Source organism: Planctomycetaceae bacterium, assembly GCA_039680605.1.
In the GTDB taxonomy this organism is placed as follows: domain Bacteria; phylum Planctomycetota; class Phycisphaerae; order SM23-33; family SM23-33; genus JAJFUU01.
Genome location: JBDKTA010000044.1, coordinates 116297 through 139275, shown reverse-complemented (window position 1 = coordinate 139275; position 22979 = coordinate 116297). Strand labels below are relative to the sequence as shown.

The following is a 22979-nucleotide window of genomic DNA, read 5'->3' as shown; positions in this document are numbered from 1 at the left end:
CGCGACCTCAGCGGCTGATTAAATTTCTTTGCTTGTGATAGAACGCTTTGCCATGCGCCCCCACCATTCATCCATCCATCCACCCATCCAATCATCCCCCCATCCGCTCGTCCTTCCATTCTTCCACATTCCCGCAGTACAATCCCCGCCGGTGCTGATATGCGTATCGTCCTCCTTCGACCGCCGCGGTACGTCTGGCCGTTCAACAGCGAGACCTCCGCCTTCTGGCAACCGCTGGGGCTGCTGTGCCTGGCCGGCGCCGCGCGGCGGCATTTCCCGAACGCGGCCGTCGAGGTCTGGGACGCCCCTGCCGCCAATTGGGGATGGGCTACGCTGCAGCGGCGCCTCGCCACACAGCCCATCGACGTGCTGGGCGTGGGCGAGGAGACCGTCTCGGCCCACGAGGCGCTGCGGGCGGCGGCGATGGTCCGCGAGCTTCATCCTTCCTGCGCGGTAGTCGCCGGCGGTACGTACTTCGCCCACACGATTCAGGAAACGCTGCAGACCGGGCTGATCGACGCCGTCGTCCGCGGCGAGGGCGAGATCACGTTCGTCGAGCTGCTGAAGAATCTCGGCAACCGCGCCGCGTGGGACAACATTCCTGGCATGGCGTTCATGCGCGACGGCCAAGTCGTGCGCACGCCGGCACGCGAGCTTATCGACGACCTCGACGCCCTGCCCATGCCCGCCTACGACCTGCTGGACATGTCGCTCTACGGCCGAGGGTCGCGGAACCACCCGGACCTGGTCAGCATCGAGCACTCGCGCGGCTGCACCGACTCGTGCGGGTTTTGCATCCTCTGGAAACACATGGGCCGCAGCGTCGACGGCAACGGCCTGGTGCGCCCCTGCTGGCGCACGCAGAGCCCCGCCCGCAGCTACGAGACCGTGCAGCACCTGCACGATCGCTTCGGCCGGCGCACGTTCGGCTGGGTGGACCCGACCTTCAACGCCTCACCCGAGTGGTCCGACGCCTGGGCCGAGCTCATGCTCGCCGGCGACCTGATGGACGCCCGCGGGCGACCGCGCACGCTGCACACGGCGTGGCTGCGGGCCGACGGCGTCGTGCGCGACGAGAAGCTCGGCGTGCTGGACAAACTCGTGCGGGCGGGCCTGCGGCAGGTGATGATCGGCCTGGAGCGCCCGGACGAGAGCGGCCTGGCGAGCCTGGGAAAGCACAACAACTCGCTCAAGATCTGCCGCGAGGCCTTCGCGATCTTTCGCGAGAAATATCCCTCCGTCTATACCATCGGCACGGTGATCTTCGGTCTGAGCGGCGACACGCGCGACAGCCTCGCGCGGCTGGTCGACTGCCAGTACCGCCTCGGGATGGACTACTGTTTCCTGATCCCGCTGACGCCCAACCCCGGCACGGCCGCCGCCGAGGCCGCCCGCAGCGGCGGATACATAGCCAACGCTGACCTGGCCAGCTACAATTTTCATACGCCCGTCTGCCGGACCGACACCTTGACCCTGCGCGACCTGGAAAGCACGTACTGGCGATTGATGCTCCGCCCGCAGCCGCGGAGGCTGATGCGAAGCCTCCGCACCCTGCTGACCGGCGACAAACGCAAACGCCGCGTACACCGGGCGCTGCTGGCCAAAGGCACGCGCATCGCCGCAACAAGCCTCATCCGCGCCGCCCTGCACCCGCGCGACAAACACCCTGCTTTGCATTCAAGGAGACCCAAATGGTACGACTCTTGAAACAGACCGAAGTTCCAAGTTCGAAGTTCGAAGGAAAAACAGAGCGTCCCGCTCGCGACCGCACGTTTACACCTCGTTGGAAAGCCGCCGTGGCGTTGAGCGTGGCGATGCTGGCGGTGCTGTGGCACCTGCTGGCCTGCGTCGAAAGCCCGATGGCCTTCTCGCCCGACGGCAAGACGCTGGCGCTGACCGTGATGGACAGCAGCCACGGCAAGCTGGGTTCAGGCGACGCCGTCTTTCGGCTCATGGTGATCAGCGGCCGCGAGAAGCTGGTCGTGCTGGAGGAGACGAGCGAGAAGATGCTCTCGGCCCCGACCTACACGCCCGACGGCAAGAGCCTGGCGTACGTGCGCATCCCTCTGCCGACAAAGGAGCAGATCGACGCGATCGTGCAAGCGAGCAAGGAAGGCGACGAAGCGCGCGATGCGCAGGTGGCCAAGTTGATGGCCCTGCTGCAGCCAAAGCAGAAAGCCGCTTCCTCGCCGGTCACGCGGGAGGCCGCCACCGCGGCCACAGCCGCCAGTGCCTCCTCGGCCAAACTGGCCCGCCAGGAACTGCCGCCCATCAATTCGATGATCGATCTGGTCCGCAACTACTACGCCGGACCGGAATGGCCGTGCGAGATCGTCCTGCGCGACGCTCAGTCCTTCGAGATCCGCAAGGTCATTCCGTTCAGGATGCACGCCCTCTCATACACCAATAAGCCCCTGGAAGGCATGGCAACCGCCTATATTTTCACACAGCCACAATTCTCACCGAACGGGGGCAAGATCTACATCGCCTCGGGCGCCGAAGTGGTCGCGGTGGACCTGCCGGGCGGCGAAACCACCCTCGTCGCTGCTCCTGCCACATTGTCTATCCTCTCCCCCGATGGCAAGACGCTGGCGGCTGTCGGCGAAAAGTACATCGCCATCTCGCATCTCGACGGCGACCTGACTGTCTGGAAACATATCCCCGACGCAGAAGCGCTCTGGTCCATAGCCTGGATGGATAATAAAACACTGGGCGTGGTCCGAAAGAGCGGCACCGGCTACGCGCTGATCGGGATCGGGCGCGACGGCAGGGAAACCGTGCAGATCGCTCTGCCTGAGGATGAGAAAGAGATCTATAGCGTTGCTCGCGCCAAGGCCGGCAACATGGCCCTCACCGCCGGCGGCAAGATCAGCCTGCTCGATGCCAAGGGCAAGACCGTCGCGAAGATCCCCGAGATCACGGGCCAGCGCGGCAAGCTGATCGTCAGCAATCCGACCTGGTCGGACGACTCGAAGACGCTCGCCGTCAAGCTGGTCGAAAAAGGCGACAAGGAAGAAGCCACTGTCGCCGTGGCCTTTTTCGACGCCGCCGGCAAGCCGATTGGCCGCGTGGCGATACCGCAGGCCAAACGCCCAGCTTCGCAACCGGCCGATGTGCAGCCCGGGCGGAAAGGCGCTGCCGGCAGCGGCAAACATCTGCCGGGGGCATCGGCGCCTTCAACCTCGCAGGCAGACGAATAGGCGATGAACGCGTTTCTCACGCACGTACTCCACCACGTCTGCGGGCAAGGGGACTGCCTGCGAATGGATGGCCAGGCGCTGGCGGTGTGCTGGCGGTGCCTCGGGCTTTATGGCGGCGCTGCCGTGACGGCGATGTGGCTGACGGCCTCGGGCCTGTGGCGGCGCGGGCTGCCGAGTTGGAGCGTGTTCGTCGCGCAGGTCGTCGCGCTGGTGGCGGCCATGCTCGGCGGGCTGCATGTCGTCAACGGCCCGGCAGCGTGGAAGCTCACGTGCGGGCTTTGGACGGGGCATGTCGCCGTCATGTGGCTCATCGGCGGCGCGCAGCATCTGATCCGGATGGGGAAATGGGGACAGTCCCAAACACTGGGACAGTCCCCATTTCCCCAACTGCCCTGGCGCAAGGGCGACAAGACCGCTTCGCTGATCGCTCTGGCTGCCCTGGCGGCGATGGCGCTCATGCTCGCCAACATGAAGCCATCGCCGATTCTGTTGGACATTCTCGACGTGCTGGCGATGCTGGGGGCCCTGGCGTTGCTGACGGCCTCAGCGGCTGCGGCAGCGACTCTGGCCGTCGCGGCATGGCGAGCATCAAGATGTTGGGCCCCAGAGGCACAGAGCTCACAGAGCAAGAAGTTTTAGTTTTTCTATCCATCTTCTCTGTGCTCTCTGTGCCTCTGTGGTGAGTTGTTTCCCTGAGGTCAGGGAAACAACCGCGTCGGGCAAGCCCGACCGCTAACAATTCCCAAATCATCACTCTCCCATTCGTGTCATTCGTGACATTCGTGGACGTAACTCAATCCCTGACTCGGAGTTTGATCTCGTCGCTGTTGGCTTTGAGCTCGGGGGCGTACATCGCGCTGGCCTTGGTCGGCAGGGCGCTGAACTTGCCCGGGATCTCGGCCCGCATGCGGTAGCTGATGCTGTGATTGCCGCGAGCCAGCGCCCGCACGAAGAACACCACCCGCTCGTCGCGCAGCTCCATGTACGCGCCCAGGCCGCTTTGCGTGTAGCCGCTGCGCACCTCGACGGGCTCAAAGCCTGCCGGCTTCATGTCCTCGAACACGATGTACTCGTAGTCGTTCTTGCTGGCCAGTTCCAGCTCGATCTCGACCATGTCGCCGCTGACAAGCTCGTCGAGGTTCTTCAGCGGCTCGCGCTTGTACTTCTCGACCTTCTCATCCACCGCCTGCCCGCGCGAACCGGCTGTCTTGACGCTCTTGTCCACCTGCACCAGCTTGTAGTACTTGCGCTCGACCTTGATCTCGAGCCCGGCCTTGGTGATCGGGTCCTCGAGCGTAAAGTTGGTCAGGTACGCGTTGTAATACAGCGGGCCGGTGCCGCTCTTGACCAGCTCGATGCGGTGCTTGCCGGTGGTGATCGCCTTGCCCTCCAGCACGAGCTTGTTGTCGTAGCTGAAGAGATTGTCCTTGTTGATCTTCACTTCTTTGACAGCCTTGCCGTCGATGAGGATCTGCACCGTCAGGTCGGGCTTGTCCTCGCCGCTGGCACGGATGTAGTCGCCGAAGGCCTCGACGATAATCGCCGTGTCGCGCGTCGAGTTCCAGTACGTCGCGTGCTTGCGGTTATTGAGCAGGTACTTCACGAGGCGGCTGGCGGTCTTGCCCTTGGGGTCCACCGCGGCCAGCAGCTTGAGGTAGTAGCCCTGGGCCTCGTACTCGCTGCCGTACCAGCACCACCAGTAGCCCTCGTTGCCCAGGCGCAGGTACGCGGTCTGGTTCTCGTCGTCCTGAATGAGGAACTGCTCGATGTTCTGGCGCAGCATGTCCCGCTTCTCGATGTCCTTGACCTTGTGGCACGCCAGGCCAAACATCGCCTTGGCGTAGACCGACAGGCCGTTGCGGTCGCGATAGAGGAACTCGCGCATGTCCTTGTTGTCGGCCTTCTCGTCCACCAGCACCATGTAGACGAACGCGTCGAGGTTGTCGGCGTGTTCCTTCCACGGCTGCGTCTTAGTTTTTGCGTTCTTGAGCTCCCGCACCTCCTGGGCCTGGTAGTTCTTCAGCCACGCCACGCCGCGGGCGAACGCCGCCGGCGGCACGGCCAGGTCGTTATCCTGCGCCAGTCGCAGGCCGTGTACGACCACTGCCGTCGTGTGCGGCCACGAGTGCTCGCCCCAGCCGCTGAACCAGCCCCATCCGCCGTCGGAGCACTGCATGCTCAGGAGCTTCTCGACGCCGGCCTTGGCCATGTCGGCCGCCAGCGCGTCGTCGAAGACGGGGTCGAACTGCCGGCGCCACTGCTTGGCGCGCTCGGCGTCGTCGCCGATCTCCTGGGCGTTGAGGTTAGACCGCTTGGCCTGGATGTCCTTGAGGTTCAGGCCCATGCCGATGAGCACCTTTCGCGTGATGATCGTCGGCAGGAAGCGGTTGAGCGTCTGCTCGGTGCAGCCGTAGGGGTAGCTCATCAGGTACGGCAGGGCGTCGACCATCGCCCCGGCCAGCGTGGGCGAGTAGCGGATCTCCAGCCGGCTCTCGTCGGGCCGCCGCTCGGCCGGCACGGCGATGTCGATCACGCCCTTCTTGTCCTCAGGGCGCAGCGCCCCCGAGAAGCTTTCGGTCTTGAGCATCCCGTGTACGTAGACCGGGAACTCCATCTGCATGGCGTCGGATTCTTCATCCGTCATCGCCTTGACGCGAATGACCGCGTTGCCGGGCTGAGTAACCTTGACGCGCCAATCGACGCGCAATTCGCCGTTGGCGTCTACCTCCACATTCCGGGAGAGATAACCCGCAGGGGAGGTCTTGATATCAAGGATGGGTTCCAGCGTATTCCCCTCCAACTCCAACACCACCTTCACGCGTTTCTTGGTCTTGAGATAGTTATGCACATTCGCCGACAGGACCACCTCGTCTTTCTGGACGAAGAATCGCGGCGCCTGCAGGCGGACGATCAGGTCCTTGGTGGTGATGACTTCGGCGGACCCTTCGCCGCACTTGGTGCCCTCGCCCATCGCCCACACCTTGGTCTTCCAGGTGGTGAGGTTCTCGGGCATGGTCAGTTCGATCTTGGCCGTGCCGTCCTTGCCCGTCTGCACCGCCGCCGCCCAGAAGGCCGTGTCGGCAAAGTTCGTTCGCACGGTCGGCTGCACCATCGGGGCAGCCTGCCCGCCGCCGGGACCGGCCTCGGCCTTCTTCTCACCGGCCATACCGTTCATCGCCATATCCGCCATTGCGGCCGCGGGTGCGCCCGCCGCTTCCATCGCCGGACCGTCGGCCGACCGCATGCGCATGGACTTGGCTGCCATAGGCATGGGCCCGCCACGTCCGTTTCTACCCCCTGAGTATCCATAGCCACCTGCGGTGGTGACTTCGCTGTCGCCGTCTGTAGGCTTGCCTTCCTCACCCTCGGTCACCTCTTCGACGACGAGGTATCCGAAGATGCCCAGGAAGCTCATGCCGATCTCATCTCGCTTGAGCAGGTTGCCGCTGCCTTTTTGCAGGCTGGTCTGGCCTTGGCTCTGATGGTGCCGCCGCCACTTCCAGAAGAACTCCTTGATGTCCGGCACGTTCGAGCCGCCGGAGATGTACTCGACGGCCTTGTCGTACATCGCGATCACCGTCGAGCCGCTGTACGGTTCGCCGTTGGGCTCGGTCAGCTTGACGGTGACCGAGGCTTTTTGGCCGGGCTTGTACTTCTCGGCCGAGGGCGTGACCTTCACGTCCAGCACGCGCTTCTCGGGCGGCACGACGACCTCTCGCACGGTGTTGTGCATCTTGCCGCCGCTGACGGTGACGGCCTCGATGAAGAAGTTGGGCATGTCCTTCTTGACCACCTCGACGCTCTCGGAGACGGTCTTGCCCTTGAGGCGGATGATCTTGGGCGCTTGGTAAACACCGTTTGCCGCCCGCACGAACAGCAGCACGGTCGAGTCCGGCTGCTCGGTGTTGACCTGCAGTGCAACCTTCTCGCCGGGCTTGTAGTCCTGCTTGTCGGTCACCAGTTCGATCTGGTTGAAGCGGAAGTCGCGGCCGTCGGTCCCTTCGCCGATGACCGTGAAGACGTACCCGCCCTCAATGCTGTGGCCTTTGCTGTCGGTCAGCGTGTACGCCAGGCGGTACTGTCCGGCGCGGCTGGCGTCGAACTTGTGCCTGGCGTTGCCTTCGTCGTCGGTGTTGACGTCCCACTGCTGGACGACCGTCTCGACGGGCTTGGCCTTTTCGTACTTGATCGACAGCAGCTTGAGCGTGCCCTTGCCCTTGACGCCCTTGCCGTCGAGGCGCTGGGCGCGCAGGCCGACCTCGACCGCGTCGCCCACGCGGTAGTGCCCGCGGCCCACCCATGTGTAGACCTTGAACGGCTCGCGCGCCACCAGCACTGCACCGGTCCCGGTGATCGTGCGGCGCGACTCGTCGGTGACCTCGGCCGTAATCTCGTAGCGGTGGTCCTTGTCGCCGTGGATGGCCTTGGCGACGGCGGTGTCTATCTGCACCTTCACCACGCCGTCAGGCCCGACAGGCACGGTGGCCTGGCTGACCAGTTCCGGCTGTTGCGGGGCGCGCCACTGCGGCCACCAGCTCCACACCGGCGCCGGGCAGCCCCACTTGTACCAGCCGGGGTACCAGGTGTAGTCGTACGCGTACCACCAGTAGCCGCTGCCGTAGAACCAGTCCCAGCGGCAGATCGGGTACCAGCGCGATTCGTGCGTGGTGCGCAGCACCTTGTACTTGACCTTGGCCTTGGTGACCGGGGCGCCGAAGTAATACTTGGCCGTGATCTTGGCCTCGATCTTCTCGCCCAGCATCACCGGGTCGGTCGGGGCGTCGACCTTGACCTCGAACTCGGGCTTCTTGTATTCCTCGACGCGGAACGTACCCCCGCCGTGAGGCACGCCGATGCGATAAACGCCCAGCGCCGCTTCCTTGGGCAGCGACAGCTCGCCGTCCATCCCGCCGTAGTCGTCGGCCTTGAGCGTCTTTTCAAAAATCTTCTCGCCCTTGGGGTTGTGTACCTGCACGGTGAAGCTGTGGCCGGCGAAGGCGCTCTTGCCTTCCTGGTCGTACTTGGCGTGGTTGATCCAGACCTTGAACTTGACCGTCTGCTGCGGGCGGTAGACCGGCCGGTCGGTAATGGTGAAGGCCTTGGTCGCGTTGTATTCCTGGTCGTACCAGTGCCCGATCCAGATGCCGGTGAAGCCCATGTAAGCCATTCGGCCCTGCGGCGTGGTGGCGGTGATCAGCCAGTTGTAGCCGACGTTCCATTCTTTGCCCAACGTGAGCTGGCCCTGCTCGTCGGTCAACTCGGCGAAGTTCTTGTGATGGAAGATGTAGTACCCCTGCCCGCGCGGCTGGCTGACGTACTCGGACTGGTAGCCGAAGAATTCGACGTTGGCCTTGCTGATCGGGTGGCCGTCCACCGCGTCGCAGATGAAGTAGTACGCCTTGCCGTCGAGGGGCTTGTTGACGATGGCCGTGTCGGCGATCCAGAGGATGACGCGGCTGACGTTGCCGTCTTCCATCTTGGCCGTCAGCAGATACGCCCCGGCCTTTTGCAGCGGCGTGGCGATGGTGATGCGCTTGTCAAAATGCGCCGCCCGCGGCGTCAGGTCCAGGTCCCAGCCGGCCACCTTGGCGCCGATGTACTGGGCCTCGTTCTCGTAGACCAGCCGATAGCCGATGTCGGCAACATTGAGCTTCTGGTGGTCCATCCGCCGGGGGTTGTCCTTGATGTACTGCTTGACGTCCTCGAGAAGCTTGGGCACCTTGATCTCGAAGGCCTCGAAGGAGACCTTCTTGCCGTTGCGGTAGCGGTACTCGACGGTGGCGCCCTTGCCGGACGGCTGCGTCATGATCGGCTCGAAGAGCCCCCAGTTGCCGACGATCTGCGCCAGGCGCTTCTGCTTGGACTGGTTGCTATCGTCGCCGAATCGCTTGATATTCTGCCGCCAGTGTTCTGCGGCCTTGGGGTACTGGCGCCGGTTCTCGAACTCCTGGCACAGGTTGCCCATCGCGTTGGAAGCGTAGCTGCCCTGGCTGTCGGCCAGGCGATGGAAGATGCGGATGTAGTTGAACTCCTTGGGCAGGTTGAACCGCTTGATGCCTGTGGCCAGCTTGGCGATGGTCTCGTCCTCGCCCAGGGTGTGCAGGGCCCAGGTGCCCGACTCGTTCTTCTTGCTGGTGTCGTCGCTGTCGAAGCGGCCGAAGAACCAGCGGTACTCCTGCAGCGTCTGGACGCCGAACTGGGCCTGCAGGAACTGGGCGAAGTGGTAATCGACCTGCGAGATCATCGCCGGGTTGTTCCGCGCCACTTCCGCCAGGGCCCAGCGCCAGCGCTGGCCGTCGTTGGCGGCCTTGGCCCAGCTTTCGGGGACGGTGTAATAGACGGGGACGCCGTTCTCGTCCACCGGCGCGCCCTGCGGGGGCTCGCGGTCGGCGCCCTCGCCGTAGTCGGGCAGTTCCTTGAGGTCCGTCAGATACTGCAACCGCCACGACTCCTGCCATCCGCGGTTGCCCAGCAGCATCTGGGCCAGGTTCCAGTAGAAGCTCGCGACCTCGCCCTTGTCGTCGCCGGCCTTGATCTGCTCCATCGCCTGCTGCATGAGCTGCAGGGCCCGCACGCGGTCGCGCTCGTAGGAGTAGGTGTATTGCCCGCCGCCGCGATGATGGCCGCGCTCGAACTTTCCGGCGATGATGTACCCGTAGTGCGGCAGCGTGTTGAGGTAGATCTGCCCCGCCGCCTGCAGCGTGCGCCACTGGCCGGCGCGGGCCTTGATGACGTCTTCGACGAAGGCGTCGGCCTGGTCGTAGCGGTTGAGGTTGGCCAGGCACGCCACGGCGTTGTGCAGGTCGCTGGGGGTCTGAGCCGGGTCGTCAGACTCCTTCTTCGCCAGGCGTGAGAACAGCTCGTATGCATCTTTGTAGTTGCCGTCTCGCTGGAGCTTCTGCGCGCGGCTGCGCAGGCCCGACGGCGTCTGGGCCTGCTGGGCCTCGAGCGTCGCCAGCGAAAGGGCCGCAACGGCCAGCACGAGAACCGATGTGACAAGCTTCTTGAGTCGCCTCATGGGAGAACCTTTCTGAAGTCCTGCAGTGCGTCCATTGTGACCGGCCGCGCCGGCGGCGGCAAGTACCTCTGCCTCTTCGACGCACGAAGGCTCTTGCGGTTCCTGAGAAACTTACCACAGAGCCACAGAGGGCACGGAGGATGATACAAAGGCCAAGAAGGGATGAAACACTCCATCCCTTGCGTTTGGGCTCTTTGAGACCATTGTGGCAAAATCGTTCCCCGTCTTTCTCTGGGCCTCTGTGCCTCTGTGGTGAGTTGTTCAGAGGGCAAGATGCGCGTCGTCGTCAGGCGTAAACTCGCCCGTGGCGGGATTGTAGTACCAGCCCTTGTTGCCGCCGCCTTTGGCGTCGTCCACTTCGTCGGCCGCGGCAGCCACGAACGGATTGACCGGGAACTGGGCCAGATACGGGCCGCATTCGGTCCCGGGATTGCCTTGGGGATCGGTCCGCGTGGTGATCTGCCGCACCAGGTCCGTCGGAAACGCGCCGCCGTGGTGCAGGCGGTACAGTTCGATCTGCCCGCGGACGGCGGAGAGATTCATCTTGAGCGTGGAGAGCTTGCCCATGTCGCCCATGCCGAAGATCTGCGGAATGGCCACGGCCGCGATGATCCCCAGAATCACCACGACGATCAGGATCTCGATCAGCGTGAACGCTTTAACGCGCATAGCACATTCCGATGCGGTGGACCCGCGACCACGGGAACCATACGATTCAAAAGCGACAGACGCGCCCGTGTGATCCAAGCTTCCATCCATTCCTGCGTCCATTCGATCATCCAGCCGATGGACGTTTTTTCTCCGCTCGGGTCCGCCTCTGTGGTAAATTCCCCCTTTGCCCGGAGGGCGACGTGAACGGCGTGATAGAACGGTTGCGTGCGAATCGGCAGTTGGTTTTGTTCGTGGTCGGCGCCGGTCTGCTGGCGGCCGGAGGCGGCGTCTTTGAGATCGTCTTTCCCAACTATCTCAAGGACACGTTCAACATCGCCGCCGACGCGCGCGGGGCGCTGGAGTTTCCGCGCGAGCTGCCGGGGTTCCTGACAGCCCTGTTCGCGGGGCTGCTGTTCTTTTTGCCCGAGACGCGGATCGCGGCCGTCAGCTCGCTGGTCATCGGCGTGGGGCTCATCGGCATGGGGCTGGGCGGGAGCGTCTGGTGGGGGATGATGGTCTTCATGATCCTCTGGAGCGCGGGCAGCCACCTGATGATGCCCGTCAGCGCCTCGCTGGCGATCGCCCTGGGCACGCAAGGGCGCCACGGGCGGCGCCTGGGTCAGTTGCGCGCGGTCTCACTGGCGGCGGGGATCATCGGCGCGGCGGTGATCTGGACGGGCATGAAGTATCTTCACTGGAGCTACGCCCAGGTCTTCATCGGCGGCGGCGTGGTGGCTATCGGCGCGGCGGTCGTGTTCCACTTTATGAACATGCCCGACGCGCACCTCAAGCGCCCGCGATTCGTCTATAACAGGAAGTACCGCCTGTACTACGTGCTGGCGCTGCTCTTCGGGGCGCGAAAGCAGATCTTCATCACCTTCGGCCCATGGGTCATCATCGAAGTCTTCAAACAGCCGCCGACGATCTTCGCCGAAATGCTCGTCATCGGCGCGGTCATCGGGATCTTCTTCCAGCCGCTGCTGGGGCGGGCGATCGACCGCTTTGGCGAGCGGACGGTGCTGATGGTCGACGCCGTGTTCATCTTCGGCGTGTGCATGGGCTACGCTTTTTCGCACGGCATCGCCAATAAGGCGCTGGCGCTGTGGGTCGTCTGCGCCTGCTACGTCGGCGACATGCTGCTGTTCGGCGTGAACATGGCCCGCTCAACCTACCTGCGCAAGATCGCCCTCAAGGACGAGGACGTCTCGCCCACCCTGGCGGCAGGCACGTCCATCGACCACATCGCCTCGATGACGCTCCCGGCGGCAGCGGGCGTGGCCTGGGTCACCTCCGCAAACTCGTACCAGACCGTGTTCTTCGCCGCGGCAGGCATCGCCGTGATCATGTTCATCTGCGCCGCCCTGATCCGCACTCCGGCCGCCGCCGGCGCCGCGGAGGCCCCCGCCGCCGCACCGGCGCCCATACCGGATTGATCACCGGCGGTGAATCATGGCCCATGAATGGGCCAGCCGGGTTCTGGCGATGGTTCTCGACAGGTTTGTCCACCTGCGAGGCAACTGAACATGTAAAACTACTTTAACTCCTTTATTGACAGATAGTTATATCTATCCACCTCATCGCACAACGCCTGAAAACAGACAAGAAAGAACAACGATTGAACAATTGCCGGATAACCGTGCAATAATTGCTTGCGATGCAAAAACCGGGATCAGACCAACCCTGTCGGATGGCGCTGCAGGAAGTCGGCGTGGTGCGATCGCCCCGTCTCGCGCAGGCGCTGGCAGTACCGCTCCAGGTGCGGCCGCGTGTGGTACGGGCCGCCTTCAGCCAGCACGGTCTGCAGCGGATCGACATGGCCCTGTGAGGTGCTCATCATTTGATCGTGCCACTGGTCGAGCAGGGTCTGGCCGCGGGCGACCAGGTCCGCCCGCTGGGTCGCCAGGTCGTGCAATTCGTGCGGGTCGGCGGCCACGTTGAACAGCATTCGCTCGGGCAGGTTCTTGAGGCCGCTGTGATACGTGCGGATGTAGAGCCAGTCGTCCCATCGCACGGACCGCTGGCAGCTCCAGCAGCACTGGCTCATGACGACGGTGTCGCGCCCGCCGCGGCGGCCGCTCTTGAACTCGCCGGCGAAGCTGCGTCCGTCCCAGTGGGCCGGCGTTTGTCCCCCGGCCAACTCCACCAGCGTGGCGCCGATGTCGCATTGGTTGTACAGCCCGGCGTCGACTCGCCCGCCCGGCAGGCCCGGCCAGCGAACGATCATCGGCACGCGCGAGGTGGCCATGTCGGCCGTGGCGTGGTCGCCGATGACGCCCAGTTCGCCGAACGCCTCGCCGTGATCTGAAGTGATCACGACGACCGTCTCGTCGAGGACGCCCTGGTCGGCCAGCAGGTTCAGCACCCGCCCGCACCAGGCGTCGGCATAGGCGATGCCGCAGTCGTAGCCGTCGATCCACGTTCGGTAGTCATCCATCGAGGCGATCTGATTGCACATGCGGGCGTAGCGCGAGAAATCGAACAGGCCCCACCCGCCGCCGGGGTCCTGAGGACCGCCCGGACCGAAACTCTCCCACTGCCGCCGGCGAAGGTCCTCGCTGTACCAGCCGTCAATGGGCAGGCCGGCGAAGGGGTTGCCGAAATCCTCCGGGCTCCGATACGGCGTGTGCGGGTCCCAGATGTTGATGTGTACCATCCAGTCGTCGCGCCGGGCGTTCTCGCCCAGCCACCGCATCGCCGCCGGCACGATCTCGTCGGCCGACTCGCCGCCGCACTTGCCGGGGTTGGTCATCTCGCGCCAACCCTCGTAGAACCACCACGCGCTGTGCCGCTCGGCGAAGGGGCTGAAGCTCACCGGGTGCAGCCCCGTCCGCCGCAGCGCCGAGATCAGCCCCGGATGCTGGCCCTGCGTGTTGAAATTGCGGTCGCGCCCGATCGGGAAAGGATCAGCCGCCAGACCGCCGTGATTCACCACGCCGCTGTGGATGCCGAACCGCCCGGTGAACATGGCCGCGCGGCTGGGCAGGCACGGCGCGTCGCTGACGTAGCAGTGATCGTACCGCACGCCCTGTGCGGCGATGCGGTCAATATTCGGCGAGGTGTTCCGCAGATACCCATAGCAGGCCAGATGGTCCGGCCGCAATGTGTCGATGTCGAGATAGAGAATTCGCATATCAACATAATGGCCGCTGGATTGCACCGACGCAAGCAGCGCCCGATAATGCTCCCATATGAAGAAGCACCTCCCATGGTTGAGCCTGGTCAGCGTTGGACTGCTCGCGGCCGCGGGCTGGCGGATCGAACTCGATTGGCATGGCTGGGACGGGCTGATTTGGCTGAAATATGGGCATTGGGCCGTCCCGGCCGGCATGGTGTTGCTGACAATCTGGGTGGCGATATTCTGCGGGGCCGACAGAATTTGGAAACGCGTCCTTCTGCCCATCTCATTTGCTGCATATGTGTATGGCAGTTGGGTGGCGTTTGCCAACTCTGTTGATTTTCATTGGAGCGGACCACCCCAGAACTTTTTGATGTTGTTGGCGTACGGGGAGGAAAAACTGCAACGGTATCACTACCTTATCTACGTGGTCTACGCGGCAATTCCGCTAGTGGGTTGCGCGCTGGCGGGTTTGTGGCAGTGGAGGCTGCGACCGCTGCTTTGGCTGATTTCGGCGGCGATCTTCCTGGCCTCGTGTCCGGTCGCCATCGCCCTGCTTTGGGCCACCGACCATATCGGCGGCCCAGACGAGATCCACGCGATCAAGAGCGGGTTCATCATCCCGATGCTGATGATCGGCATGGCCCTGCCGTTCCTGCCCCCTCGTGAAGAAAAGCGAGCAATCCTATGAAGTCGCACCGTCTCTCAATGTTCATGTTGTTTTGCCTGGTGTCGGCCGGCAGCGGCTGCTCGCAGCCGGATGCAACCGGGCCCATTCAGCTTGTTCCCTCGGACCTGCAGTGGAAGAGCAGCCCGGCGCTTCATTCGCTGCAGACGGCCACGCTGATGGGCGACCCGGCCAAGCCCGCGCCGTACGTGCAGCGCATCAAGCTGCCGCCCAACCACCGCCTCGAGCCGCACAGCCATCCCAACTCGGCGCGCGTGGTGACGGTGCTGTCGGGCACGCTGCACTTCGCCTACGGCGAGACCTTCGACGAAACGAAGCTGCGCCCCCTGCCGCCGGGCAGCTTCTTCACCGAACCGGCCAATATGCCCCACTTCGCCCGCACCGGCAACGAGCCGGTCGTGCTGCAGCTCAGCGCCACCGGCCCCGACGGCACGCGGTATGTCGAGTCGAGACATTGATCGACTGTGCTCAAAGAAATAGTGCGCGCCGCGGAGGGCGATATTGGTACAATAGCCTCCGTTCGGTTCGTCGCCCGAAGATGTCTGTCGCGGGACCGGTTCAGTTGTTCCCGCCAGCAACCCTCGCCTGACGCTCCTGACGCTCCCGGCTGATCACAGCCTCTTTCGCAAGGATCCAAAGAAAGCCAAAAACAGGATCCGCCTGCCCAACGACAGGAAACTCTCACGGGCATAACCAGCGTCCCTGGAGGTTCCTTTGGAGCTACCCCTCCGCGATGAAGGCGACCGCCTGCTGCCCGCCGGCGAGTGCCTCGATATCCGCCGCCGCCTGCGCCGCATCACGCCGCGCCACGACCTGACGGCCGCCGTTATCGCCGCGTTCGACCCACGTACGCGCATCTTGCCCTTCCACTATTCCTCGACCCGGATGGCGCCGGCAGGCCCCCGCGCCATCGGGGCGGCGCTGCACGACAGCGGCGTCGTCAAGACGCGCGTCGTGCTGCAGCAGTGGAACCCGAACATCACTCCCAGCCGCATCCGCATCGACGGGCGCGTGCCCGACATGCTGCTCATCTCGAGCATGCAGATCCATCTGGCCGCCTGTCAGAGACTCATCGAAGACGCCAGCGGGATGGATGCTGCCGTGCGCCCGCTGATCATCGCCGGCGGTCCGCGCGTGATTTACGAGCCCTGGAGCGTCTTCGGCAGCGACGCCGATGCGCCCTGGGGCGTGGACATCGCCGTGCGCGGCGAGGAGTACGTGCTGCTGAACCTGATCGAGACGCTGCTGCAGTGGCGCTCGCCGGGGCAGAGCCTGCGATCGGCCTTGCGGGCGGCGCGCGGCGCCGGCTGGCTTGCCGGCGTCCCGGGCCTGACGTATGCGGCGACCGACGCGCCGGCCGCCGAGGAACTCGTCGACACCGGCGTGCAGCGCCTCGTCGACAACCTCGACGAGCTGCCCGACCCCGCAGCCGGGTACCGCCTGCTCGAGGCCCCCTCGCGCCGGCAGGATATCGCGGCCGCGCCGCTGGCGGCCAATAAGGTGGCCCGGTATTCGCCGCTGGGGGCGATGGTCTTCACCAGCGGCTGCAAGTTCTCCTGCCCGTACTGCCCGATCCCCGCGTACAACCAGCGCCAGCACCGCCTCAAGAGCCCGCAGCGCATCGCCGACGAGATGGTCAACCTTAATCGCGAGTTCGGGCTCAAGTATTTCTTCGGCACCGACGACAACTTCTTCAACAATCCCAAACGCACGGTCGAGATCATCGAGCGACTGGCCGCGACGACCATCGACGGCCAGCCCTTCCACAAGCGGATAGGCTGGGGCACTGAGGCCACCATACACGATACCCTGGCGATGAAGGACCACCTGCCCACGCTCCGCAAGGCCGGCGCGCTGATCCTGTGGATGGGCGTCGAGGACATCACCGCCACCTTCGTCAAAAAGGGCCAGAGCGTCTCGAAGATCGCCGACGCCTTCGACCTGCTCCGCCGCAACGACATCATGGCCGTGCCCATGCTCATGCACCACCAGGGGCAACCGCTCTGGAGCCGCGGCAGCTCGTACGGACTGCTCAACCAGGTCCGCATGCTGCGCAACGCCGGCGCCGTCGACGTGCAGGTGCTGACGATGACCCCGGCCGTCGGCTCGCGCACGTACGAAAGCGCATACGAGAGCGGCCAGATGATCGCCTCCGCCGGCGGGCGCCCCGTCGAGCCGTACATGCTCGACGCGAATTACATCGTCGCCAATCCCGGCCCAGACGCCTGGAAAATGCAGCTTCGCGTGCTGACGACGCTGTGCTATATCTATAATCCGCTGCAGCTCCTGCGGGCGATCGTGCGGCCGCGAAGCAGCGAGTTCCTCGGCGACGTGGGCATCCAGTTGGCCGGCGTCTGGGGCCTGCTGCGCACGATCCCGCGGATGTTGTCCTGGGCGTGGCGCCTCAAGCGAGGCCCCATCGTCTGCCATCGCCTGACCCCAGCCCCAGCAACAAAAGTAACCGCCGCGCCCCACCCGCCCAAATTCCGCAGCGAGCATATCCGAACCTTCTTAAGCGAGAAGACGATCTAGCATCACCGATTCATCGCCGATCCTCTAAATAAGATTGCGTTGATATGCTTCGAGGTGGCGGGGTTCACGGACGCGGAATATAAACCAGGCCAGGGCGGTGGCGCTGAGGGCCAGGCAGGTGAGGAAGACCGGCCGTGTTCCATAGGCCTGCGCCACCGTGCCGGCGAGCAGGGGCGCGGCCAGCAGTGGGCCCGACAGGACGATGTTGGCGATGGTGATGTGCGCCAGGCGGTGGTCGTGTGGACAGGTCTCGAAGAGCATGTTGGAGTGCGAGACGATAGCGCCGCCGACGGCAACCCCCGCCCAGAAGTATGCCGCGATACAGACCGCGATGCTACCGGGCAACAGCAGCAGCAATAGCGTCAGCACCTGCGCGGCTCCGCAGGTGATCAGGCCCAGGCGGTGCCCGAGTAGGTCTCCGATCCGTCCCAGCACCAAGTTTGCGACGGCCATGGCAATCGACATCGCGCCGCCGCAGGCCACCACCGTTCCGCTGTCCAGTCGGCCCGCGCCGGCGGAGCTGAAATGCACCGCCACCAGCGGCAGCATGCAGAATCCGCCGGTAGCCAGGATTCGCCCAATCAGGAAGGCCCGGAAGTTGGAGTCTTTCAGGCTGCCAGCGAACCGCGCAAAGATTTCACGGGTCGTCATGCGCGGCGACGGCAGAGCCTCGATATGCGGCTCGCGAATCATCGCATAGAAAACCATCGATACCAGCGATATCGCCGCGGCCGCCAGATATAGCACTCCGTAGATGTCGGTGCCCGGGAAACGCTCGATTAGCCACCCCGCCAGCAGTTGGCCGGCAGTGGCCGCAAGGGCAAACCCCGCCCACGCCGCACCAAGGACCCTGCCGCGAATTGAGGCCGGAAACAGCCAAGCGAGCCAGTCCATCCAGGCCGGGACCACGGCCCCGACCAGCAGCAGCGGCAGGGCGAAGCACCCCATCAGGGCCCAGCGAGTGGCCTGTGGGCCCATGCGGTCCGCCAGGAGGATTGCCACTGCAGACAGCGCCAGGCATGGCGCGAAAGCCACCATGTGCCAGACCACCAATAGGCGTTTGCGCCGACGGCCGGGCTGAAACAGGTACACTCCCAGCAGTTGCGGCAGGATGAGTACTCCTCCGTCGATTGCCGCGATGGCGCCGATCATCTGCTCGCCGGCGCCCAGACGTTTCAGGAGCACCACCAGCACCGTCATCGACGAGACCATCGCGGTCATCAAGCCCCACAAAGACTCGCCAATGGCGTTGAAGGTCGCATTTCGAAACTCAAGCTGATCCATTCGACCCGTCTCGCTTGCCCGCAGAATGCGGTTCTCTTCCCTGAGACACTCGATAACTTCCCTGCCGATGGCGGTTCGTCCACCCCGCCATCGCCACCATGATCAACTGCCATGGTGTCCTGGTCATAGGGCCCGGGATCGTAGCGGCAGGGAGCCATGGATGGCAAGAGACAGATGAGATGCGTTAGCCAGATGCCCCGATTCACATCACTTCTGACGGCCTGATTCATCCATTTGGCCTAAAAACAGCAGTGGCCTCGGAAGACTCCGAGGCCACTGCGGCCAGTTTACATAGCGGGGGGAGGATTCGAACCTCCGACCTCCGGGTTATGAGCCCGACGAGCTACCTGACTGCTCTACCCCGCGATCGTGTAACAATCGTAAGCGACCTGCGGCGACAAGTCAATGGAGTTGAAAAGAAAGTCATCCGCTATCGGCCGCGCCACTTTCTGCACTTCTTGCCCCTGTCACAGGGGCGAGTCGTTTGTGGCTGACTGCCGCCGGCGTGAAGGGGAAAGATTCTACTTCATCTTCTCTTCAGCTTTCGTTTGGCAGACTTTCTGTCTGTCGCGAACCACCCCCCACCGGAGAATCCGCCGATGATGAAGAATCCAACCGCTCTGGACGAACCGTCAATGCTTAACAAGCTGCCTCTGATCACTGTGGGGTTCTGGCTTCTGAAAGTCTCGGCTACCACGCTGGGCGAAACGGCGGCAGACTATTTGTCACATGACGTTAATCTCGGCTACGCGGCGACCTCCCTGGTCCTGTTCGGCTCGTTCCTGGTGCTGGTGTCTTTGCAGATGTGGTGGAAGAGATACATTCCCTTCCTGTTCTGGGGCGTCATCGTCGCAACGAGCACGGCCGGCACGGCGATGTGGCCCTCGTCCGTGCTTCTGGGAATTCTGATCGTCGGCATCATCATCGTGATGGTCCGGCAGCGGCGTCTGGCATCGCTGCAGCCGGCGATGGAAGAAGTTAACGTCTGAGCCCCAACACCAAATTCTCCGCTTCTATCTATCGGTTGCCGATCAGTTTGTCCACTTCCGCCACCACGGCGGCGACCATGCCGGCAGTCTCGATCGTGCGGACTTTTCGGCCTCGGACGTAGAGGACGGCTTTGTCTTTTCCGGCGCAGAGGGCGACGTCGGCGGCGTCGGCTTCGCCGGGGCCGTTGACGACGCAGCCCATGACGGCCACCGTCAGCGGCGCAGTCACGTCGGCCAGGGCGGCGCGCACCTGTTCGGCGACGGCGGCGATATCCATCATCGCCCGGCCGCAGGTTGGGCAGGCGATCAGGTCGACGCCTTTTCGCGGCCTCAGTCGCAGCGAGCAGAGCAGTTCGACGGCGGCCCGCACTTCCTCGACGGGGTTGCCGGCGTAGGAGATGCGGATGGTGTCGCCGATGCCCTCGGCGAGCAGCGTGCCCAGGGCGGCGGCGGAGCGGATAGCGCCGCTGGCGGGCGTTCCGGCGTGAGTGACGCCCAGGTGCAGCGGATAGTCCCACCGCTGGGCCATCAGGCGGTTGACGGCCACGGTCGTGAAGGCGTCGTGGCTTTTTGCCGAGAGCACGAGGTTGGTGAAGCCCGCGGCGTGGAAGATATCGAGATACTCGGCGAGCTTGTCGGCCATGAGCTCGGCCAGCGGCTGGGCGAGCTGCGCGGCGCGCTGGGGCGTGTCGGCGCGGTCGACGACGGAGCCTTCGTTGACGCCGACGCGGATGGCGACCCCGGCCGCGGCGGCAGCGTCGATCACGCGGCGGACCTGGTCCCGGTCGGCGATGTTTCCGGGGTTGAGGCGGATCTTTGCGACGCCGGCGTCGATAGCCTCGATCGCGCGGGCGAAGTGAAAATGCACGTCGGCGACGATCGGGACGGGACTGGCGGCGATGATCTGTCGCAGGGCGGCGGTGTCGGCCGGGTGCGGCACGGCCACGCGAACGAGGTCGGCCCCAGCCGCGGCGAGCTCTCGCACCTGGGCGATGGTGGCCGCGGCGTCGGCGGTGGGTGTGTTGGTCATGCTCTGGACAGACACCGGCGCGCCGCCGCCGATGGTGAGCGGTGCGGCCGATCCGGAAGCGACCGTGACAGAACGAGTTTTCCGCCGCTGGATTTCAGGAAGCTGCATGAGGTCATTATGGGCGGCGCGCGGGGGAAAAACCAGTCCAGGAATGCATTTGATCGCAGTCGAGGACACCCATCCCTTTACTTCGTGCGCAGCTTCGGGAACGTCTTGATCAGGAACCACAGCAGGGGCAGGGCGCCGAAGATGATGATCACCATGTCCGGCACGATGCGCCACTCGGCAAGGCCCCGCACGTGGGGCAACTGCCAGAAGGCGGCGCTGCGGGCGGCGTGGAACCCGTTGGTGGCGACCTCGTTGATCTGCATCAGGGCGATGGGAAGCAGGCTGGTCGAGAACATCAGGAACAATCCGCCGTTGAGACCCCAGAAACTGACCTTCAGCAGGCGGTCGGACCAGTGCTTTTCGTCGATCAGCCCGCGCCAACTGAACAGCAGCAGCGAGATCGCCAGCATGCCGTACACGCCGAACAAGGCGGTATGCGCGTGGTTGGCGGTCAGGTACGTCGCGTGGGTGTAGTAGTTGATGATCGGAAGGTTCATGATGAAGCCGAAGATCGCCGCCCCGACAAAGTTCCAGATACTGCTGGCGACCAGAAAGTAGAGCGGCCACTTGTAGGGGAACTCGCGGCCTTGCCGGCGGATGGCGCGGTACTCCATCCACGCCCGCACCACCAGCAGGATCAGCGGGACTGGTTCAAGGCTGCTGAACACCCCGCCCAGGGCCAGCCAGTAGCTCGGTCCGCCGACCCAGAAGTAATGATGCGCCACGCCGGGAATGCCGTAGAAGAGCACCAGCGTTGCGGTCAGATACGCTACGCGCAGGGCCGCCCGCGCCTGCACCAGCCCCATGAAGACCAGGAACAGCGAGATGACGGCCACGCCGAAGAACTCGAAGATGCCCTCGACCCAGATATGCACCACGAACCATCGCCAGTACTCGGCGATGGTCAGGTGCGTGCCGCGCCCGTAGAAGAGCCCGAAAGCAAAGAAGACGACGATCAGCACGGCGCTGATGATGTAGAAGACGATCAGCGAGCGGCGATCGGAGGCGACGGTGCTGCCGATCTCGGCGCCCCCGGGATTGCGCAGGGCGGGGATCATCGTCCGGTACACGATGACCAGCCAGAACACCAGGCCGCCCAGCAGGAGGATTTGCCACAGGCGGCCCAGTTCAAGATATTCCCACCCCTGGTGCCCCAGCCAGAACCACCAATCGCCCATGAGCCCCTTGATGCTCAACACTTCGCCGGTGAGGCTGGCGACGACGACGCCGACGACGGCCCAGAAGAGCAGGTTCACCAGCAGGCGCTGGCGGCGGGGTTCGCTATGGGTGATGAACGGACCGATGTAGATCGCCGTGCCCACCCAGGCCAGGGCGATCCACAAAATCGCCAACTGCACGTGCCAGGTCTTGGCCCAGCTATACGGATAAAGTTTGCCGATGGTCTGGATGTAGAACTGCCCCGGACGCACGGTGTAATTGGCCAGCAGCCCGCCGTTGAGGATTTGCACCAGGAACAGCAGCACCGCCACGAGGAAGAACTTGGCCGTGGCCCGCTGACTGGGCGTGACGGGCGTTTCCAGCAGGCTCTGGGAGATATCGGCGGCCTTGGCCTCGCCGAAGAAGAACCCGTAGCGGTGTACGATGTAGACGATGACGCCCAGGACCGCCAGCAGGGCCAGGATCGACAGCACGCTCCAGAGAAACGCCTCGGGCGCCGCGACGTTGCCGACGGTCGGGTCGTACGGCCAGTTGACGGTGTAGGTGGCCGCCTCGCCCGGGCGCAGGGCGCCGGCGGCCCAGGCGGCCCAGAAGAAGAAGTCGGAGATATCCTGCCGCTGCTGCGGTTGGGCGACCGTGTTGGGCAAGAAGCCCACGCCCGTGTCGCCGTCGCGGAATTTATCTCCCCAATGGCGGCGGTTCTGCTCGAAGGCGTACGCGAGCGCCGGCGTCAGCGTCAGCACGCCATTGTCGACGCGGCTGTGCTTGATCTCGCCGATGACCCGCTGGTCGACGGCCGCCTTGCGGTCTGGCGGAAGGTTCTCGTACGCCACCGCCTGGCCGCCGGCGTGGAAGTCGCGGGCCCATTGCCCCATCAGGTGCAGCGTATCTGCCGAGAAGTCCATCCCGCGCAGCGTCCCGTGCCCCCAGAGGCTGCCGTGGTCCATGAGCCCGTGGCTCTGGTAGACATCCTGCCCGCGCATGATGGCGTCGCGGTCACTGAGCGTTCCGCCGGGGCCTTCGACCCGCTGCGGGATCGGCGGGACCTTGTCGCGGGCGTAGTACCCGCCGACAAGGATGATGGCCACGGCCACGATAAACGCGGCGATAACGATGTTCCGCAGAAGTTTTGTTCCGCCGTCGGCGCTCATGTCGAATTCCTTACGAGGTGAGTCGGGGAATTAT

At 64.4% G+C, this 22979-nt stretch carries 14 protein-coding genes and 1 tRNA gene; 8 read left to right on the top strand and 7 right to left on the bottom strand.

The genetic code is table 11. From position 1 onward, the window contains the following. Positions 1–159 precede the first annotated feature (159 nt). The 3 genes from ABFD92_13445 (at position 160) to ABFD92_13435 (ending at position 3839) form a co-directional block, all read left to right on the top strand. Positions 160–1707: a radical SAM protein gene (locus tag ABFD92_13445; protein MEN6505543.1), complete on the top strand. Its 1548-nt coding sequence runs from the start codon at positions 160–162 to the stop codon at positions 1705–1707. An 89-nt stretch (positions 1708–1796) separates the two neighbouring features. Then, positions 1797–3200: a hypothetical protein gene (locus ABFD92_13440; protein ID MEN6505542.1), complete on the top strand. Its 1404-nt coding sequence runs from the start codon at positions 1797–1799 to the stop codon at positions 3198–3200. A gap of 3 nt (positions 3201–3203) precedes the next feature. Next, positions 3204–3839 (top strand): hypothetical protein, encoded by a 636-nt coding sequence (locus ABFD92_13435; protein MEN6505541.1) that lies wholly within the window; start codon positions 3204–3206, stop codon positions 3837–3839. Positions 3840–3993: 154 nt separating this feature from the next. Here the strand turns inward: ABFD92_13435 and ABFD92_13430 are convergent, their stop codons facing one another. After that, a complete protein-coding gene (locus ABFD92_13430; GenBank protein ID MEN6505540.1) occupies positions 3994–10218 on the bottom strand; it encodes an MG2 domain-containing protein in 6225 nt (2074 codons plus the stop codon). Positions 10219–10479: 261 nt separating this feature from the next. Next, entirely contained in the window at positions 10480–10887 is a 408-nt protein-coding gene (locus tag ABFD92_13425; GenBank protein MEN6505539.1) for a prepilin-type N-terminal cleavage/methylation domain-containing protein, read from the bottom strand. 182 nt (positions 10888–11069) lie between these two features. On the opposite strand from ABFD92_13425, the gene ABFD92_13420 reads away from it, so the two are divergent. Continuing rightward, positions 11070–12302 (top strand): MFS transporter, encoded by a 1233-nt coding sequence (locus ABFD92_13420; GenBank protein MEN6505538.1) that lies wholly within the window; start codon positions 11070–11072, stop codon positions 12300–12302. 236 nt (positions 12303–12538) lie between these two features. On the opposite strand, the gene ABFD92_13415 is transcribed toward ABFD92_13420, so the two are convergent. Then, positions 12539–13999 (bottom strand): sulfatase, encoded by a 1461-nt coding sequence (locus ABFD92_13415; protein ID MEN6505537.1) that lies wholly within the window; start codon positions 13997–13999, stop codon positions 12539–12541. Positions 14000–14057: 58 nt separating this feature from the next. On the opposite strand from ABFD92_13415, the gene ABFD92_13410 reads away from it, so the two are divergent. The 3 genes from ABFD92_13410 to ABFD92_13400 all read left to right on the top strand — a co-directional run bounded on the left by ABFD92_13410 (position 14058) and on the right by ABFD92_13400 (position 17204). Beyond that, a complete protein-coding gene (locus ABFD92_13410) occupies positions 14058–14675 on the top strand; it encodes a hypothetical protein (GenBank protein MEN6505536.1) in 618 nt (205 codons plus the stop codon). Continuing rightward, positions 14672–15130 (top strand): cupin domain-containing protein, encoded by a 459-nt coding sequence (locus ABFD92_13405; protein MEN6505535.1) that lies wholly within the window; start codon positions 14672–14674, stop codon positions 15128–15130. Before ABFD92_13410 ends, ABFD92_13405 begins: the two co-directional genes overlap by 4 nt. Positions 15131–15386: 256 nt before the next feature. Next, on the top strand, positions 15387–17204 hold the full coding sequence (locus ABFD92_13400) for a radical SAM protein (protein ID MEN6505534.1): 1818 nt from the start codon (positions 15387–15389) through the stop codon (positions 17202–17204). Positions 17205–17228: 24 nt separating this feature from the next. Here ABFD92_13400 and ABFD92_13395 read toward each other — a convergent pair whose 3' ends face one another. Then, positions 17229–18488 carry an MFS transporter gene (locus tag ABFD92_13395; protein MEN6505533.1) on the bottom strand — a complete coding sequence of 420 codons (1260 nt, stop codon included), beginning with the start codon at positions 18486–18488 and terminating at the stop codon, positions 17229–17231. Positions 18489–18780: 292 nt separating this feature from the next. Then, positions 18781–18854 (bottom strand) — tRNA-Met (locus ABFD92_13390). 233 nt (positions 18855–19087) lie between these two features. On the opposite strand from ABFD92_13390, the gene ABFD92_13385 reads away from it, so the two are divergent. Further along, complete coding sequence (locus ABFD92_13385) at positions 19088–19477, top strand: hypothetical protein (protein ID MEN6505532.1); 390 nt, start codon at positions 19088–19090, stop codon at positions 19475–19477. A 28-nt stretch (positions 19478–19505) separates the two neighbouring features. On the opposite strand, the gene ispG is transcribed toward ABFD92_13385, so the two are convergent. After that, on the bottom strand, positions 19506–20615 hold the full coding sequence (ispG, locus tag ABFD92_13380) for a flavodoxin-dependent (E)-4-hydroxy-3-methylbut-2-enyl-diphosphate synthase (protein ID MEN6505531.1): 1110 nt from the start codon (positions 20613–20615) through the stop codon (positions 19506–19508). A 77-nt stretch (positions 20616–20692) separates the two neighbouring features. Beyond that, the gene (locus ABFD92_13375) at positions 20693–22945 is read right to left on the bottom strand and encodes a cbb3-type cytochrome c oxidase subunit I (protein MEN6505530.1); all 2253 of its coding nucleotides are present in this window, start codon (positions 22943–22945) and stop codon (positions 20693–20695) included. Positions 22946–22979: the final 34 nt, after the last annotated feature.

Excerpts from the sequence above, each read along its gene's own strand:
- ispG (MEN6505531.1), bottom strand. The coding sequence starts at position 20,615 with ATGCAGCTTCCTGAAATCCAGCGGCGGAAAACTCGTTCTGTCACGGTC.
- ABFD92_13410 (MEN6505536.1), top strand. The coding sequence starts at position 14,058 with ATGAAGAAGCACCTCCCATGGTTGAGCCTGGTCAGCGTTGGACTGCTC.
- ABFD92_13415 (MEN6505537.1), bottom strand. The coding sequence starts at position 13,999 with ATGCGAATTCTCTATCTCGACATCGACACATTGCGGCCGGACCATCTG.
- ABFD92_13445 (MEN6505543.1), top strand. The coding sequence starts at position 160 with ATGCGTATCGTCCTCCTTCGACCGCCGCGGTACGTCTGGCCGTTCAAC.
- ABFD92_13385 (MEN6505532.1), top strand. The coding sequence starts at position 19,088 with ATGATGAAGAATCCAACCGCTCTGGACGAACCGTCAATGCTTAACAAG.
- ABFD92_13435 (MEN6505541.1), top strand. The coding sequence starts at position 3,204 with ATGAACGCGTTTCTCACGCACGTACTCCACCACGTCTGCGGGCAAGGG.
- ABFD92_13425 (MEN6505539.1), bottom strand. The coding sequence starts at position 10,887 with ATGCGCGTTAAAGCGTTCACGCTGATCGAGATCCTGATCGTCGTGGTG.
- ABFD92_13395 (MEN6505533.1), bottom strand. The coding sequence starts at position 18,488 with ATGGATCAGCTTGAGTTTCGAAATGCGACCTTCAACGCCATTGGCGAG.
- ABFD92_13375 (MEN6505530.1), bottom strand. The coding sequence starts at position 22,945 with ATGAGCGCCGACGGCGGAACAAAACTTCTGCGGAACATCGTTATCGCC.
- ABFD92_13405 (MEN6505535.1), top strand. The coding sequence starts at position 14,672 with ATGAAGTCGCACCGTCTCTCAATGTTCATGTTGTTTTGCCTGGTGTCG.
- ABFD92_13430 (MEN6505540.1), bottom strand. The coding sequence starts at position 10,218 with ATGAGGCGACTCAAGAAGCTTGTCACATCGGTTCTCGTGCTGGCCGTT.